Origin of the sequence: Trinickia symbiotica (genome assembly GCF_003028655.1) — a bacterium.
Taxonomy (GTDB): domain Bacteria; phylum Pseudomonadota; class Gammaproteobacteria; order Burkholderiales; family Burkholderiaceae; genus Trinickia; species Trinickia symbiotica_A.
In genome coordinates, this window is sequence record NZ_PYUC01000004.1 from 450235 (window position 1) to 466092 (window position 15858).

Genomic DNA, 15858 nt, shown 5'->3' on the forward strand with positions numbered 1-15858 from the left:
AAGCGAGGTGACATGACGATCGGCTGCCCCGAATGCGGTGCGCTCGAGGACATTCCACCGCTTACGCAGCGCATGATGGCGCGCTGCCGTATCTGCCACTTTCCGCTCGAGCGCAGAACCGGCCGCAGTATCGGCGCGGCGCTCGCCTGTTCGTTGGCGACGTTCGTGCTGCTGTTCCCGGCGAACCTCGCGCCGCTCATGACCGTTCACCTGCTGAACGGCGAGCGCACGTCGGTGCTGGGTTCGGGCATTGTTCAGATGTGGGGAAGCGGCTATCCGATCCTCGCTGCGCTGCTCGGCACGTTCGGCATCGTGCTGCCGTTCCTTCGCTTCGGTGGCCTGACGTTCGCGCTCGCCGCGGTGTTGCTCGGCTGGCGCTTTAGCGGGCTCGGCCCGCTCTACCGGTGGACGCTTTCGCTCGACCTATGGGCCATGCCGGATGTCTTCCTCGTCGGCTGCTTCATCGGCTACTCGCGCGTGACGCAGAACCTCACCGGCACGGTCGGCCCCGGCGGATACTGCTTCGTCGCTGCCGCGCTGATGTCGATGCTGACTCGGGCGACGCTCGACAGCCGCACGGTCTGGCGCGCACTCGAGCCTGAGCACTGGCCTCATAAGGGCGAGCCGGTGCTCTCGTGCACTGCCTGCGACCTCATCTCACCGATGGAACTCGAAGGGCATCCCTGCCCGCGCTGTGGACTGACGTTGCGCACGCGCAAGAAGGATGCGGTCATCCGCGCCGCCGCGCTCTCGCTTGCCGCGCTTCCCCTCACCGTGCCCGCGAACGTTTACCCGATGACGATCTCGACGGAGATGGGGCAGGACGTTTCGGCACGCATCATCGATGGCGTCGGCGAGCTGTTCAAGGTCGGCCTCTGGCCGCTCGGCGTTCTCGTCTTCTGCACGAGCATCGTGATCCCGGTCGCGAAAATCGTCGGCATGGCATGGTTCATCACCTCGGTCATGCGCCGCTCGCGCCGACATTTGCGCGTCAAAGCGCATCTTTATCGATGGATCGACGAGCTTGGACGCTGGTCGAACGTCGACGTCTTCACGATCGCCGCGTTCGTGCCGCTGATCAGCTTCGGCAATATGGCAGCCGCGCGGCCCGCGCCGGGCGCGACGGCCTTCGCGCTCGTCGTCTTCTTCACGATGTTGGCTTCGCGCGCCTTCGATCCGCGCCTCATGTGGGACGTGCATACGAGGAAAAGGCGAGCGAACGAGCCGCGCCGCTCGCCGCCCGCGAGCTTGCCCACGCCCCCCGGAACGCTGCCATGACCGAAACGCGCGAAGCCCGATTGCGGCGCACGCAGGCCGAGGTGCGCCGCAGTGCCTGGCCCGGCTGGATCTGGGCCGTCCCGATCGCGGCGTTCGGCGTCGCGGGATGGCTCGGCATCCGCGCGCTCACGCATGGCGGGGAAACCGTCACCGTCACCTTCGACAACGCCTACGGCATGAAGGCCGACGAGACGATGGTGACGATGCGCGGCGTGAAGATCGGCGACGTCTCCGACGTCGAGCTTGCGCCCGACGGACAGCATGTCGACGTCAAGCTCGAAATCGATCGCAAGCAGGATCGCTACCTGCGCAGCGGGACGCGGTTCTTCTTGAAAGGCGCTGAGCTCGATATCAGCGACCCGTCTTCGCTCAAAGACCTGCTGTCGGGGCCCGAAATCGCCATGGAGCCCGGACCGGGCAAGCCGGCCCGGCACTTCACGGGCAGCACGAAGCGTCCCGTGCTGACGGCGTCCGGGGGACCGGCGATCGCCTATGACGTGCGGTTCGACGGCGCCGTCGGCAAGCTCGAGGACGGTGCGCCGGTCGAGCTGCGCGGCTTCGAGGTCGGCGCCGTCACGAGCGTCCACCTCGCTTACGACCCCTCTACCGGCACGCTGAGCACGCCCGTGCGGATCGCGATCGAACCCGCGCGGCTCGGCATCGGTGAAGTGGCGCGGCCCGCGAACGGAGACTGGCGCCCCGTCGTCGACGACATGATGAAACGGCTCGTCGGCGAGGGGCTGCGCGCGAGCCTCGCGCAGGATCCACCCCTCGTCGGCCCGCGCAAGGTGAAGCTCGAATTCGTGTCAGGCGCGCCGCCGGCGTCTTTGGTAGCCGGTGCGGATGCGCCCGTGATCCCGAGCATCGCCCAGCCCGATATCGATTCGATTACATCGAAGGCGGACCAGGTGATGAACAAGGCCAATCATGTGATGACGAAGATCGACGCGCTGCCGATCGCGGAAACGGGCAACGACGTTCGCCGCGTGGCGGCTCGCGTCGGCGCGCTCGCTTCGTCGCCGCAAGTGGCCGACAGCATCGCGCATATCGATCGCGCCGTGACCGAGATCGATCGCACGTTGAGGGAGGTGTCGCCGCAGGTCGGCCCCCTCGTCGCGCAACTGCGCGAAACGGCGAGCGCCGCCGACAACGCCGTGTCCGCCGCGAACCGCACGATCGGCGGCGATGCGACGAGCCAGAACGATTTGCCGGCCGCGTTGCGCGAGATGACCGACATGGCGCGCTCGGTCCGCGCGCTCGCCGACTACCTCGACCGCCATCCCGAGGCGCTCGTGCGCGGCAGACAAGGGAGCGGACAATGAAGCGGGCACGCGCATGGTGGACGGCGACGATGCGATTCGCGGCAGCGGCGATGCTGTGCGCGACGATGCTCGCGGCCGGTTGCGGCCATAGCCCGCCGACGCACTATTTCGCGCTCGATGCCGTCCCCGCGTCGGCGCCGATCGCGTCCGGACCGCTACCGCCGGTCCAGCTCACCGCCGTACACATTCCGGCGATGGTCGATCGTCCCGAAGTCGTGACGCGCGTTGCCCCGAACCGTCTTACCGTTGGCGACAGCGACCGCTGGGGCGCGCCGCTCGGCCAGATGATGCGCGGCGTGCTGGCGCAGGATCTCTATAGCCGCCTGCCGGCCGGAGCGTTCGTCTTTCCCGACGCGCCGGCTCCAGCCGATACGCGCAAGCTCGTGGTAACCGTCCTCGATCTCGATGCCGACGCGAATGGCGCGCTGACGTTGCAGGCGGCGTGGACCTTGATGGCGGGGCGCGGGGCGCAACCGGTGCTGACGCGCGAGACGACTCTCGCGACGCACGGCTCGGGCAGCGGGGCCGCGGCGCAGGCCGCCGCGTTGAGCAGAGCGATGGGCGAGCTCGCGGATCGGATCTCGGAGTCGATCGGCGGCCATTGATGGCCCATGCCTAACAGGCATGCCAGGTGCTCGCCCTGTTTTTCCGAAGATAAAGCATGGAGACCCTATGGAGCCCGCCGGCCGCGCGCTGATTCGGCCAGACCATGCCACCGGACACTTCGTCCGCTTTTATCACTCGGATGGGCAACTGATCGACGAGGTGGTCGAATTTGCAAGCGATGCGCTGCTTCACCGAGGCGGCGCGATCGTCATTGCCACGCGTGCGCATCTTTCCCTAGTCGTCCCTCGCATCGCTGAGTTTCGTGCCACGGACGAAGACACATCGGCGGCGCTCGAGGGGCGCTTCGTGGCTGTCGATGCGGAGGCGGCACTCGCCGAATTCATGGTGGAGGGCTGGCCAGACGAGGCGCGCTTCTTTGCGACGATCGGTGATCTGCTGGCAAACGTGGTGGGCATGACGGCCGCGGGGGCGCCCGTCCACGCGTACGGCGAGATGGTCGCCGTGCTTTGCGCGTCGGGGCAATATGAAGCCGCCGTGCGCCTCGAGCAACTCTGGAACGAACTCGCCAGGCGCCATTCGTTCACGCTTTTTTGTGCGTACCCGGATGACTTGTTCCGGGACGCGGAGAAAAGCGGCATCTTCGATCGTATTTGCCGGGCTCACACGCATGTGCTGCCGAGCGAGGTGCTCGAGCAAGCCACGGAATCCGATGCGTTTCGGCTCATCGCGCAGTGGCTGTTTTTCCAGGGCAAGCGCAGTGTCGATCGCGCCGAGGGCGGCCTCGGCCTCGGCCTCGCGCTCGTCAAAAGCCTCGTGGAATTGCATGGCGGAACCGTGAGCGCGAAGAGCGACGGCCCCGGTTCGGGCAGCGAGTTCACGATTCGCCTGCCGGGCCAGCCATCGCGGCGCGATGCGTCGCGCGAGGCAGGCGAGCCTCGTGCGCACGAGACGGTGGTGGTAAAAACACGGGCGCCGCGACCGCGACGCGTGCTGCTCGTCGACGACAACGTCGATGGCGTCGAAGCGCTCGCGCTGCTGATTTCGGAGTGCGGCCACGAAGTGCGGGCCGTCTACGATCCGGCCTCCGCGCTACAGGTCGTCCATCAGTTCGTGCCCGATATCGCCATCGTGGACATCGGGCTACCCGTCATGGACGGCTACCAATTGATCGGCCGCCTGCGCGCCGTACTCGGTCCCCACCGGTGCCGTTTCGCCGCGCTCACCGGTTACGGTCAGGAAGCGGACCGCAGCCGCAGCCGCGAAGTGGGATTCGACGATCATTTCGTGAAGCCGGTCGATCCGACTACCCTGTTGCGGTTCATCGACGAATCGCCCTTGCAGACCTAGGCCCTATCGGTCAGGCCTCATTCGCATCAGCCTCCCGCGGCGAGTCTCGCGTGCATCGCGTCTTCGAACCGGTGCAGCACGTCGGGGGCGGCATCAGTGACGGCCCACCAGACCATGCCATGCTCGCGCCAGCGGACGAGCGCATACCCGTCGCGTACGAGCGCCGGCGCGCCGGCTTCTGCCTCGGCGGCCGCCCCCGATTCGGCATCGGGGAACACATAGGCGTCGACGACATGCTTGCGATAGCGATAGATGAGGACGGCGACGCGGCGATGCCCGACGTAGTCGAGGCGCCCACCGACGAGCGCGAATCCGCTCGATGCGAGGTCTTCCACGGGCGGGGCATAGTCGAGCCGGCCGTTGAACCACGGCTTCACCGTGTGCTGATCGGTCGAGATGACGTCGATGTCACGTCCCGACAACTGCGCGCGAACGTGGCTCGAAACGAGTTCGTCGACGAAGGCGCCCGAGGCCGTCTGGCGCGGGTGAAGGGCGATCGTGACCGCGACGATGGCCGCCGCCGCGAAAAGCGCGAGGCCCATGGCGCCTACGGTGCCCAGCGTGCCGAAGCGGGGCGCGGTGCCGGTTCCCGCACGCGCTCCCGCCACGCCGCCGCCCGTGAAGCGTGGCAGGCGCCAACCATCGAGCCACGACCTCGTGCGCGCGGGGCGGCGCGATTCCGGAGCCGGCCCGGGTTCGGTCCTCGCTTCGGGCTCAGCTTCGGGCGCCGCCTGCGGCAGCGCTGCCATGATGCGCGAACGCAGCGGCTCCGGCGCTCGATGATAGACGGCCTGACGTACGATGCGGCTGACGCCGAACACGGCTTCGCTCTCGCGGCGGCACTCGGGGCATTGTTCGAGATGCGCTTCGACGTGCCGGGCTTCGGACGAGGAAAGCTCGCGATCGACGTACGCGTCGATGAGCGGCCGCACTTCTTTGCACTCCATCAGGCGTCTCCCTCGCAAATTGGGCCGGGCTCGGGCGGCGGTTGCCGACGCATCGACGCCGCCGCTTGCGAGCCGCCGGCGCTGCCCGCCGCGAGCCGCGCTTTCAACAATGTCGCGAGCTTGCGCCGCGCGCGCGTCAGGCGCGACATGACGGTTCCGATCGGAAGATCCGCGACGGCCGCGATGTCGCGATAGCTCATGTCCTCGAGCTCCCGCAGGATGAGGACTTCGCGGAACTCGACCGGCAGTTGCGCGAGCGCCTCGTGCACGAGCCGCGTATCCTCCTCGCGAATCAGCAGCGCCTGCGGATCGCTCGGCGCCGTGCTCCAGCCGTCGATCGCCGTATCGTCGGCCTGGTCGATCTCGTCGTCGAACGCGGCCACCTCGTGCGAGGAACTGCGCCGTTGCCATTCGGTGTACCAGGTGCGGCGCACGATTGCGAGCAGCCACGGCCGCGCGCTCTCGCCGTGGAACGAATCGAAGAAGCGGAACGCGCGCATGAACGCCTCCTGGACGATGTCTTCCGCGTCGCTCGCGTTGCCGGAAAGCCAGCGCGCAAGGTTGTAGGCCGCATCGAGATGCGGCAGCGCCATCTGCTGAAAGCGTCGGCTGCGCTCGGCGTCGTCAAGCGAGCGCTGACCCTTGCTGTCGATCTCGGCCACCGTGACCCCTCCGGGTTTTACGGCTCCATACCGGCCGCGCGCCCAGTTTATTCCCGTGTCACCGCTCGCGGTAGTCGATCGCATGAGCGCTCAACGGACGACGATCCGCCCGACCATCATCGGATGAATCCCGCAGTAGTACTGATAGGTGCCGGGCTTTGCGAGCACGGTCGCGAACGAATCGTTGGTGTCGAGCGCCTGCGAGGGCTTGAACGCGCCGCCGACGCTGACGACGAGATGCGGTTCCTCGTCGCGATTGACCCAGACGATGCGCGCGCCGGCCGGCACGGTGATCTCCTTCGGCTCGAACGCGAAGTTGCGGATTTCGACGTTGTAAGTGGTCGCCGTGCCGCCCGAAGGCGCTGGCGCAGCGGTGTCGCCGGCGCGCGCGGCGGGCGTGAGAAAGAGGAACGGGACCAGTGCCCCGGCCGCCAGGCAGACGCTTACGACGCGACGCCGCGCAAGTTGCAGGTTCGTGTGAGTCATGCCAGCGTCTCCTCGGTCAATGCGAGCGTCCCGCCGGTGTGTACGCGGCGCACCGAGCGCACGCCGATATAGTCAGCCAGCTTGCCGGCCGGCAGGTCCTTGAGGGGGCCCGGCCCCGGGCCGACGCCGGGCGCCGGCTGGGGGTAGGCCGTCGAGCGCGCCGTATAGAACGTGACATGACCTTCCACCTTTTGCTGGATCTGGTGAATGTGCCCGTTCAAGACCGTGACCGAGCCGAAGCGGTTCAGCAGCGCAAGCGCTTCGCCCGAGTCGTCGGTGCCCCATCCCCACGACGGGTAAAGCGCCCAGAGCGGCATGTGTGCGAAGACGACGATCGGCGTCTCGGCCGAGCGACCCGCCAGATCGTTCTTGAGCCACGCGAGCTGATCGGGGCCGAGCCAGCCGAGGCCGCCTGCCTTGAGGTTCAGCACGTTGATGAGCGCGATGAAGTGCACCCCGCGATGATCGAAGCTGTACCATCCGCCGGGGCTCGCGTCCTCGTGGCCGAAGCGGCGAAAGAACTCGGCGCCGTTGTCGCCGATGACGTCATGCTCGCCCGGCACATAGAACTGCTGTTGCGTGCGCGAGGCGCGCATCAGCTGCGCGACCGTATCGAACTCGTCGGGCTTCGACAGATGCGTGAGGTCTCCCGTGTGCACGATGAAATCGGGGCGTGCGGGTTGCGCGTCGATGCGCTCGAGCGCGGCTTTCAGTGTCGAGGTGACGTCCGGATTCGGCGCTTTGGTGAAGCCGATATGCGAATCGCTGATCTGCATGAAGCTGAACGTCGCACTGCGGCTTGCGTCGGCCGTGTCCGCATCGCCGAGCGTGCGCGCCTGCAGCACGCCGCCTTGCATGAGCCATAGCGTCCCCGCGCCCGCCCATGCCATGCATTTGAGGAAGTCGCGCCGGCCGCTTTCAATACGGCCTTTATCGTTGTCATCCATGTCCTTCTCTCCCGGTAATCGAATGTCGAGATACGTGGCGGGCCTGGCAGGCCCATCGCATGACGTTTCGGACGTCGACGCAAATCGAGGCGTCCTTGCCACGTATTACCGGGGATGGGGCGGGAATATTCCCGCTTTGAGATCGAGCTGAGTATGGGGGACTAAAGGGGGGGTGTCATCGTCATCGATCCTGTCGGCGCCGCGCGCCGCATCTCGAAGAGGCGCGCGGCTGCCGCGATCGGTTATCGCTTATCGCTTCAGCGAGTGGCGATGTACATCGTCACTTCGAAGCCGAAACGCAAATCGGTGTAGGCGGGTGGGGTCCACTGCATGATTGTCTCCTCGAAGAAATTCGATACGGTTGCGCCGGGCGAGCTGCGCGGCGTGACAGTCGAAGCAAGCGTTATGCCGAATATCGATCCGAAGCGATGGGGACCCCCGCGACCTCGCAATCGTTCGGAGTCCTGATGGATTGCCGGGTGTCGGTGGGGGAGGGCCTGAGCGAACCCCTGAGAAGGCCGACGATGGCGACGATTCGTTGCCACACTTGTGTTGCGTCTCGGCACAGGACTGTCTCATTCTGAGACAGCGGTGGACACAGTGTACTGTCTATGCGCGACGGCGCTTAGTCGTCGCCGTTCGCGTTTTTCGCACCGGATGCCACCGGCATTTTGCGGTAGATGGTGGCGCGCGAGACGCCGAGCGCGCGGGCGGCCGCGGACACGTTGCCGCCGTGGCGCGCGATAGCCGCTGCGATTGCGGACAGCGTGAGATCGTGAAGTCGCGTGCCTTCGGTGCTCGCGAGCGGCTCGCGAGCCGGGGCGGCGGCGTCCGGCGCGGTGCGTGCGCTCATGTCGGTGTTGGCGCTCACGTTCACGTTCGGCGAGCCATTGGCCGCGCGCCTCTCCAGATCCTCGAAGAAATCATCCGGAAGGTGTTCGCGCCGTATCTCGCCGTCGTCGTCGACCATCGCGGCGGCCGTGCGCAGCAGATTGCCGAGCTGTCGGAAGTTTCCGGGCCATGCGCATTGCTCGAAGAGCGCCATGACCTCCGGCGCGATGGCGAGTCGCCGGCCGTGCGTCGCGCAAGCCGTCTCGTCGTCGAGCATTTTCTCGATGACGACGGCGAGATCCGTCCGCTCGCGCAATGGCGGCAGCTTGACGACGAGCCCGTTGAGCCGATAGTAGAGGTCTTCCCGAAAGCGGTTCTGCGCGATCATCTCGCGCAAGCTGCGGTGCGTCGCGCAGACGACGGCGATGTCGACGGGGATCGACTTCGTCGATCCAAGCGGGTTGACGACACGCTCCTGCAGCACGCGCAAGAGCCGCACTTGCAGCGGGTACGGCATGTCGCCGATCTCGTCGAGAAAGAGCGTTCCTCCGTTCGCCTGCAGCACCTTGCCGAGCGCGCCTTTGCGCCGCGCGCCGGTGAAGGCGCCTTCCTCGTACCCGAAAAGCTCCGATTCGATCAGCGTTTCGGGAATCGACGCGCAGTTGACAGCCACGAACGGTCCTTCCCGGCGCGGCGAATCGTTATGGATGGCCTGTGCCAACAGCTCCTTGCCGGTGCCGGTTTCACCGGTGATGAGAACGGGGATGTCCTTGCCGATGACCTTGCGCACCTTGGCGATGACCGACGCGACCTGAGGATCGCCCGTATCGAGGTGTGCGAGCCGCACCGCGTTCGTCGCGGCACCGGCTTGTACCGGACGCGACTCGGCGCCGCGCTGCGTCCGATCGGCCTCGCGCGGCCAGCCGCTGTCCGTCATCGTGGCGCGCCGGTAATCGACATGCGCGCAGACGACGGCGCCGTTGTGCAGGTTCAGCGCGACGATCGAATCGCGGCTCGTGCGCGACTTGTCGATGAGCTCGCCGCTCGTCACGCCGAAGAGCGACGCCAGCGTATGCGCGCGTAGCGCCGGGAGCGACAGCCCGAGCTGGAACTGTGCGCTGCGATTGGCCGACAGGAAGCGCCCGTCGAACGTGAAAGCCGCGATCCCTTCCATCAGCGTGCCGAGGAACTCGGGGCGACTATGAAACGAGATCTGCAGGGCATCGCGGAACTTGCTTGCGAAGAGATGATTCTCGATCATTTGCACCGACATCTTCGCGAGCGCCATCGTGTGCTGATGATAGCTGCGGTAGTCTCCCGTCACGTCGAGCACGCCCGTGAGATCGCCGTATGGATCGAGGATCGGCACGCTCGAGCAGGTGAGAAACCGATTGGCCGCGAGGTAATGCTGGTCGCCATGCACGACAGTCGCGCTACGCTCGGCGAGCGCGGTGCCGATTGCATTCGTGCCTTGACGGTCCTCGGCCCAGTTCGCGCCGGGCCGCAGCGCGACTTTCTCGGCGCGCCGCAGAAAATCGTCGTCGCCGATCGAATGGAGGATGAGGCCCTGTGCATCCGTCAGCACGATCATGCTTTGCGTGTTGACGATCTGCTCGCGCAGCGTCTCCATGACAGGCAGCGCATGCGCCGTCAGCACGCGATTCTGCTCGCGCTTGACCGTGAGATCGGGGGCCGGCAGCACGTCATAGTCGGGCCGGGTCGACGATTTGAGGCCGAAGCTTTCCGAGCGCTCATGCGCTTTCTGAATACAAGGGGTCAGCCAGCCCTCGGCGGCCGACAGTGGATTCGCGGCCTGGCCCGGGTCGTTGCGCATTGTCTCCTCCTTTCGGGCGGCGGCACGTGGCCGACGCACTTCGTGACGCCCCGTGGAGCAAGTTCCGCGCCAGAATGAGCTTCCCGACCGAGGCGATTACCGCGTCCGCGCATGGGAGCGAGTGCGATAGCGGCGGCATCGCCCACATCGGTTTACGATGGGGCCGATCCCCGGACGACGATATCCGGATTATCCGCAGTTTCCGGTCTCACCCGAGCCGCGCGTTGACGACGATCAAAACCCAAGCCCTTTTATGCGTACTCCTCATTCAAACGACGAATCCTCGAAGGCCACCCTCGTCAAGCGTCATTTGGTCCGCGACCGGCACCGCATCGGGTTTACCGTTGCGGGCCCGGCCGATGGCATCACGGTCGCCGTCCTTCACGGCGGGCCGGGCAGCGGAAGCCAGCCGAGTGTGCGGCGGCTTTTCGACCTCGCTCGCTTCAGAGTCGTTCAGATCGACCAGCGCGGAGCGGGCGCGTCGCGGCCGCACGGGAGCGTGCGCCACAATCGTACGGATAGGCTGATCGGCGACATGGAGGCGATCCGTCGCGAGCTGGGCATCGAGCGATGGGGCGTGCTGGGAGGCTCGTGGGGCGCGTCGCTCGCGCTCGTCTATGCCGGAATGCATTCGCGGCATGTGACGGGCGTCGTCGTGCGCGGGCTCTTCCTCGCCTCGCGCGCCGAGGTGCGCAAGCTTTTCGTCACGTCGCGCGAGCGCGCGCCGCGTGAATGGGCGCGCTTGTCCAAGGCCGCTTCGTCGGATCGTCCAGGGTCGTTGCTGCGCCGCTGCGGACAAGCGCTGCAAACGCGTGGCGACCCATCGCGACAGCGGGCCGTGGCGCTGGCATGGCAAGCCTATGAAGAAGCCGTCCTCGCATCGGCGAATTCGCGCCGCGTGCTCCGTCGGACACCCCGCATGCGAATGGGCGAGCGTCGCTCGATCGGCAAGTATCGAATTCAAGCCCACTATCTGATGCATGAATGCTGGCTCGGCGAACACCGCCTGCTGTCGCTCGCTCGTCGGGCCGCGCAGGCCGGCGTACCGATCGCGGCGATACACGGCTCGCGCGATCCCATTTGCCCGATCGACAATCTGCGCCGCCTCGCGGGCGTGGTTCCGCAACTGCAAACGACGCGTGTGCGCGCGGGCCATCTCGGCAGCGAGCCCGCGCTCGCTCGCGGCGTCGCGCAGGCGATCGAAACGATGTTCGGCTCATCATCGGGCTCGCGATCGCCGCATCGGGCAGCGTAAGCCCGCTTCCCCTCCCGCCTTATCGCGCGTCTGCTTGCGGCGTGCCTTCACCCGTCCCTGAGCCCTGCCTCGTTCGAGTCCCCCGCGCGCTTCGTCATTCGACCGGGGCGACGACGGCCGCATCGCTGTCTCGCCGATGAACAGGCCCGCTTCACGTGTCCCACTTTGAGACAGCGATGCGTCGCAACGACGCTGTCGATCGACGCATGAAAAAGTGAGCCCATGTGCCGTGAGGCCAACGCGCATCAAGCGTTGCGGGCCAATGGCATATGACTTGCGTCGAGCGCCGCACCGCGATCCAACCAACGCACAGCAACCGCGGAGCGACAGTGCATTGCCGATGACGTCGTTGTCGATGACGCCAGATACGGCAACACGAATCGATACATCCATCAGGAGACAGACATGAGTAGAGGTCCGGCCTCAGCCATTACGGCGATGGCACTTGCGAGCGCACTCGCCGGCGTTCTGGGTCTCGGCGCACAGCGCGCAGGGGCAGCCGACGAATATCCGCCAGTGACGTACGAGCGTCTCGCACACGCTCAGGACGATCCGGGCTGGCTCACGTATTACCGCGCCTACGACGGCCGCTCGCATTCGCCGGCCAAGCAAATCGATACCTCGAACGTCGCCGGGCTCAAGCAAGTCTGGAGCTACAAGTTCCCGGCGGAGCTCCAGCAGGGCTTCGAGGCGACGCCGATCGTGAACGGCCGCTACCTGTTCGTGACGGGGCCGAAGGACAACGTCTACGCGTTCGATGCGATCACCGGCAAGTCCCTCTGGCACTACGATCCGAAGCTCGGTCCCGAGGCCTTCAAGAACGCGTGCTGCGACGTCGTCAATCGTGGCGTCGCGCTCTACGGCAAGAACGTCTACGTCGCGATGCTGAGCGGCGACATCGTCGCGCTCGATGCGCAGACCGGAGAAGTGAAATGGAAGAAGCAGATGTTCGACCCTGGCACCGGCTACGCGTTTTCGCTTGCGCCGCTCGCCCTCGACGGCGCCATCGTCGTGGGCAATTCGGGCGGGGAATACGGTGCGCGCGGCTTCATCGTTGCCATCAGCGCCGATGACGGCTCCGTTCTCTGGAAGCGCAACACGATTCCCGCGCCGCAAGAGAAGGGCGGCGATACCTGGCCGAAGGGGATGTACGAGCACGGCGGAGGCGCGGCCTGGATGACGGGCACTTTCGATCCCGAATCGAAGACGCTCTACTGGGGCGTCGGCAATCCGGGGCCGTGGCTGGCCTCGACGCGCCCCGGCGACAACCTCTATTCGGATTCGATGCTCGCGATGGATGCGAAGACGGGGGACATCAAATGGCACTTCCAGTACACGCGCAACGACACCTGGGATTACGACGGCGTCAATCCGGGCATGTTCGCGAAGATCCAGTATGAGGGCAAGGATTACGACGCGTTGCTGCACTTCGATCGCAATGGGTTCTTCGATGCGATCGATCGCCAGACGGGCAAGCTCATCTATGCCAAGCCGTTCGTGAAAGTCACGTCCGTCACGGGCTACAAGGCCGACGGCACGCCGATTCAGGATTCGGCGATGTACCCCAAAGTCGGCACGACGATCGACACGTGCCCGAGCTTCCTCGGCGGCACCAACTGGTGGTCGAAGTCCTACGATCCCGCCACGCACCTCGCGTTCGTTCCCGCGCTGCATGGCTGCATGCAGCTATCGGGCAAGGACATCGACTACATGGAAGGGCTGCCTTACCTCGGCGAGGGTTTCACGATCCATCCGGAACCGGGGAGCAAAGGCTTTGGCGAGCTCGTGGCGTTCGATGCCAACACCGGCAAGAAGGTCTGGAGTCACTGGAGCAAGATGCCCTGGAACGGCGGCATCGTGACGACGGCGGGTGGCCTGCTCTTCTCCGGCGCGCTCGACGGCCACCTTTACGCCTTCGATGAGAAGACCGGCAAGGTGCTCTGGAAGAGCCCCCAACTCGCAAGCGGCATCGTCGCTCAGCCGTCCGTGTTCGAAGCCGGCGGCAAGGAATACGTCGCGGTCCTCGCCGGCTACGGCGGCGCGAATCCGATCTGGGGCGGCCCGATGGCGAAAGTCGCAGACAAGGTTCCGCGCGGCGGCACGCTCTACGTGTTCGCGCTCGGCAAACGCTGATTGTTTTTTTCTAGCTGGAGCGCAACACCATGAAGATTCGATTGAACTCGTTCGCCCTTGCAGGCGTGCTGCTCGCCGGCACGATCGGGGCGGCGTCCGGCGCACCGGCCGATGCGCCGACGACGGCATCCATGAACGTGCCGTCCTTCGACAATGCTCAGGTCGCCCACGGCAAGAGCCTGTATTCGAGCGCCTGCGCGAAGTGCCACGGCGCGAGCTTGCAGGGGATGGCGGGGCCGGCCCTGAGCGGCCCGGCATTCGCGCCCGCCGGCCACTCGCACCTGACGATCGGCGGCATCTACAAGTACATGTCGTCGAACATGCCGGCCGATCGCCCCGGCCAGATGAAAGATCAGGAGTACGCCGACATCATGGCCTTCCTGCTCTATTCGAACGGATACCGCCCGAAAGCGACGAAGCTCACCGCCGATATGGCGCGCACGTCGTCGACGCCGCTCGTCGCCGGTCCGGGGCAATGAAGCGGCCGGCCGTTGCCGTCGAGCGAATGAACGCTGCAAGCGCGTAAGCGCCAACAATCTGTGACTCAAAGGAGACACGCGATGGACATGTTCGACCTGAAGAAGCTTGGCCTCGATATCGAGTATCCGTACGCGAAGCAATACGAGAACTACATCGATGGCAAGTGGGTGCCGCCCGTTGGCGGCGAATACTTCGACAACCTCTCGCCGATCAACGGCAAGCCGTTTTGCCGCGTGCCGCGCTCCGGTGCGGCCGATATCGATCTCGCGCTCGACGCCGCGCACAAGGCTCGACGAAAGTGGGGCAAGACGTCGGCGACCGAGCGCTCCAATCTTCTGCTCGCCGCGGCCGAACGCATGGAGAAGAACCTGAAGCTGCTGGCGGTGGCGGAGACGATCGACAACGGCAAGCCGCTGCGCGAGACGATGGCCGCCGACCTGCCGCTCGCCGTCGATCATTTCCGTTACTTCGCGGGTTGCGTTCGGGCGCAGGAGGGCGGGATCTCCGAGCTCGACGACAACACGGTCGCCTACCATTTCCATGAGCCGATCGGCGTGGTCGGCCAGATCATTCCGTGGAATTTTCCGCTGCTCATGGCGGCCTGGAAGCTTGCGCCGGCGCTCGCGGCCGGCTGCTGCATCGTCATGAAGCCCGCCGAGCAGACGCCGGCCTCGGTGCTCGTGCTGATGCAGCTCATCGGCGATCTGTTCCCGCCGGGCGTGATCAACATCGTCAACGGCTTCGGCAAAGAGGCCGGTGAAGCGCTCGCGACGAGCAAGCGTGTCGCGAAGATCGCGTTTACCGGCTCGACCCCGGTCGGCAAGCATATTCTGCGTGCCGCGGCCGAGAATCTGATTCCGTCGACGGTCGAGCTCGGCGGCAAGAGCCCGAACATCTTTTTCGCCGACGTGCTCGATCGCGACGATGCGTTCCTCGACAAGGCGCTCGAAGGGCTCGCGATGTTCGCATTGAATCAGGGCGAGGTCTGCACCTGTCCGTCGCGCGTGATGATTCAGGAGTCGATCTACGAGCGATTCATCGAGAAGGCCATCGCGCGCGTGCAGGCGATCAAAGCGGGCCATCCGCTCGATCCCGGCACGATGATCGGCGCACAGGCGTCGCAGCAGCAGCTCGACAAGATTCTCTCGTACATCGATATCGGCCGGGGCGAGGGCGCGACGTGCCTGACGGGCGGCGAGCGCAGGAGTCCGGCCGAGGGTCTCGCAAACGGCTATTACGTCATGCCGACGATGCTGCTTGGAAACAACAAGATGCGCGTGTTCCAGGAGGAGATCTTCGGCCCTGTGGCATCGGTGATGACGTTCAAGGACGAAGCCGAAGCGATCGAACTCGCGAACGACACCTACTACGGACTCGGGGCCGGCGTGTGGACGCGTGACGGCACGCGCGCGTATCGCATGGGCCGGGAAATCGAAGCCGGTCGCGTGTGGACCAACTGCTACCACCTTTATCCGGCGCATGCGGCGTTCGGCGGGTACAAGCAGTCGGGCATCGGACGCGAGACGCACAAGATGGCGCTGTCGAACTACCAGCAGACGAAGTGTCTGCTCGTCAGCTACGACGCGAAGCCGCTCGGCTTCTTCTGATCCGAAGCGGGGTATAGCGACGAGCGGGAGGGGCGGCGGTCGTCATGCGGATGGCAGCCGATGGGGGCTGCCGATCGCCGAACGGCGCCGACCAAAAAGAAAACGCCGGGTGTCTCGGAACCCGGCGTGAATTGCACGTACAGAGCGGAGCGGTTGACGCTC

13 protein-coding genes and 1 pseudogene are annotated in these 15858 nt (G+C 65.9%); 8 read left to right on the forward strand and 6 right to left on the reverse strand.

Annotated features, from left to right (window positions below):
• The first annotated feature begins 12 nt into the window (after positions 1-12).
• The 4 genes from C9I57_RS10420 to C9I57_RS33600 all read left to right on the forward strand — a co-directional run bounded on the left by C9I57_RS10420 (position 13) and on the right by C9I57_RS33600 (position 4514).
• Positions 13-1278, forward strand: a complete 1266-nt coding sequence (locus C9I57_RS10420; protein ID WP_107150527.1) for a paraquat-inducible protein A — start codon at positions 13-15, stop codon at positions 1276-1278.
• Entirely contained in the window at positions 1275-2600 is a 1326-nt protein-coding gene (locus C9I57_RS10425) for an MlaD family protein (RefSeq protein WP_107150528.1), read from the forward strand. The genes C9I57_RS10420 and C9I57_RS10425 overlap by 4 nt, the downstream gene beginning before the upstream one ends.
• Positions 2597-3205, forward strand: a complete 609-nt coding sequence (locus C9I57_RS10430; RefSeq protein WP_107150529.1) for a PqiC family protein — start codon at positions 2597-2599, stop codon at positions 3203-3205. The genes C9I57_RS10425 and C9I57_RS10430 overlap by 4 nt, the downstream gene beginning before the upstream one ends.
• 67 nt (positions 3206-3272) lie before the next feature.
• On the forward strand, positions 3273-4514 hold the full coding sequence (locus C9I57_RS33600; RefSeq protein ID WP_107150530.1) for a response regulator: 1242 nt from the start codon (positions 3273-3275) through the stop codon (positions 4512-4514).
• 26 nt (positions 4515-4540) lie between these two features.
• Here the strand turns inward: C9I57_RS33600 and C9I57_RS10440 are convergent, their stop codons facing one another.
• The 6 genes from C9I57_RS10440 to C9I57_RS10465 all read right to left on the reverse strand — a co-directional run bounded on the left by C9I57_RS10440 (position 4541) and on the right by C9I57_RS10465 (position 10221).
• Positions 4541-5461: an anti-sigma factor family protein gene (locus C9I57_RS10440; protein ID WP_107150531.1), complete on the reverse strand. Its 921-nt coding sequence runs from the start codon at positions 5459-5461 to the stop codon at positions 4541-4543.
• A complete protein-coding gene (locus C9I57_RS10445) occupies positions 5461-6207 on the reverse strand; it encodes an RNA polymerase sigma factor (RefSeq protein WP_440130190.1) in 747 nt (248 codons plus the stop codon). The genes C9I57_RS10440 and C9I57_RS10445 overlap by 1 nt, the downstream gene beginning before the upstream one ends.
• Positions 6208-6213: 6 nt before the next feature.
• The gene (locus tag C9I57_RS10450; RefSeq protein WP_107150533.1) at positions 6214-6609 is read right to left on the reverse strand and encodes a cupredoxin domain-containing protein; all 396 of its coding nucleotides are present in this window, start codon (positions 6607-6609) and stop codon (positions 6214-6216) included.
• Positions 6606-7556 carry a metallophosphoesterase family protein gene (locus C9I57_RS10455; RefSeq protein ID WP_107150534.1) on the reverse strand — a complete coding sequence of 317 codons (951 nt, stop codon included), beginning with the start codon at positions 7554-7556 and terminating at the stop codon, positions 6606-6608. The genes C9I57_RS10450 and C9I57_RS10455 overlap by 4 nt, the downstream gene beginning before the upstream one ends.
• 257 nt (positions 7557-7813) lie before the next feature.
• Entirely contained in the window at positions 7814-7888 is a 75-nt protein-coding gene (gene pqqA, locus C9I57_RS10460; RefSeq protein ID WP_102607172.1) for a pyrroloquinoline quinone precursor peptide PqqA, read from the reverse strand.
• 293 nt (positions 7889-8181) lie between these two features.
• Positions 8182-10221 carry a sigma-54-dependent Fis family transcriptional regulator gene (locus tag C9I57_RS10465; protein ID WP_107150535.1) on the reverse strand — a complete coding sequence of 680 codons (2040 nt, stop codon included), beginning with the start codon at positions 10219-10221 and terminating at the stop codon, positions 8182-8184.
• 253 nt (positions 10222-10474) lie between these two features.
• Here C9I57_RS10465 and C9I57_RS10470 point away from each other — a divergent pair, with 253 nt between their 5' ends.
• From C9I57_RS10470 to exaC, 4 genes and pseudogenes are all read left to right on the forward strand, one after another.
• Positions 10475-11476, forward strand: coding sequence for an alpha/beta fold hydrolase (locus tag C9I57_RS10470; protein WP_107150536.1), 1002 nt, complete (start codon positions 10475-10477; stop codon positions 11474-11476).
• A 405-nt stretch (positions 11477-11881) separates the two neighbouring features.
• Positions 11882-13609 carry a PQQ-dependent dehydrogenase, methanol/ethanol family gene (locus C9I57_RS10475; protein ID WP_440130191.1) on the forward strand — a complete coding sequence of 576 codons (1728 nt, stop codon included), beginning with the start codon at positions 11882-11884 and terminating at the stop codon, positions 13607-13609.
• 59 nt (positions 13610-13668) lie between these two features.
• A pseudogene (locus tag C9I57_RS10480) lies at positions 13669-14088 on the forward strand (c-type cytochrome); the annotation flags it as partial.
• 81 nt (positions 14089-14169) lie between these two features.
• Entirely contained in the window at positions 14170-15696 is a 1527-nt protein-coding gene (gene exaC / locus C9I57_RS10485) for an acetaldehyde dehydrogenase ExaC (protein ID WP_107150539.1), read from the forward strand.
• Positions 15697-15858: the final 162 nt, after the last annotated feature.

Bases quoted from the DNA above. Each gene is read 5' to 3' on its own strand.
- C9I57_RS10420 (WP_107150527.1), top strand. From the start codon at position 13: ATGACGATCGGCTGCCCCGAATGCGGTGCGCTCGAGGACATTCCACCG.
- C9I57_RS10425 (WP_107150528.1), top strand. From the start codon at position 1,275: ATGACCGAAACGCGCGAAGCCCGATTGCGGCGCACGCAGGCCGAGGTG.
- C9I57_RS10430 (WP_107150529.1), top strand. From the start codon at position 2,597: ATGAAGCGGGCACGCGCATGGTGGACGGCGACGATGCGATTCGCGGCA.
- C9I57_RS33600 (WP_107150530.1), top strand. From the start codon at position 3,273: ATGGAGCCCGCCGGCCGCGCGCTGATTCGGCCAGACCATGCCACCGGA.
- C9I57_RS10440 (WP_107150531.1), bottom strand. From the start codon at position 5,461: ATGGAGTGCAAAGAAGTGCGGCCGCTCATCGACGCGTACGTCGATCGC.
- C9I57_RS10445 (WP_440130190.1), bottom strand. From the start codon at position 6,207: ATGCGATCGACTACCGCGAGCGGTGACACGGGAATAAACTGGGCGCGC.
- C9I57_RS10450 (WP_107150533.1), bottom strand. From the start codon at position 6,609: ATGACTCACACGAACCTGCAACTTGCGCGGCGTCGCGTCGTAAGCGTC.
- C9I57_RS10455 (WP_107150534.1), bottom strand. From the start codon at position 7,556: ATGGATGACAACGATAAAGGCCGTATTGAAAGCGGCCGGCGCGACTTC.
- C9I57_RS10465 (WP_107150535.1), bottom strand. From the start codon at position 10,221: ATGCGCAACGACCCGGGCCAGGCCGCGAATCCACTGTCGGCCGCCGAG.
- C9I57_RS10470 (WP_107150536.1), top strand. From the start codon at position 10,475: ATGCGTACTCCTCATTCAAACGACGAATCCTCGAAGGCCACCCTCGTC.
- C9I57_RS10475 (WP_440130191.1), top strand. From the start codon at position 11,882: ATGAGTAGAGGTCCGGCCTCAGCCATTACGGCGATGGCACTTGCGAGC.
- exaC (WP_107150539.1), top strand. From the start codon at position 14,170: ATGGACATGTTCGACCTGAAGAAGCTTGGCCTCGATATCGAGTATCCG.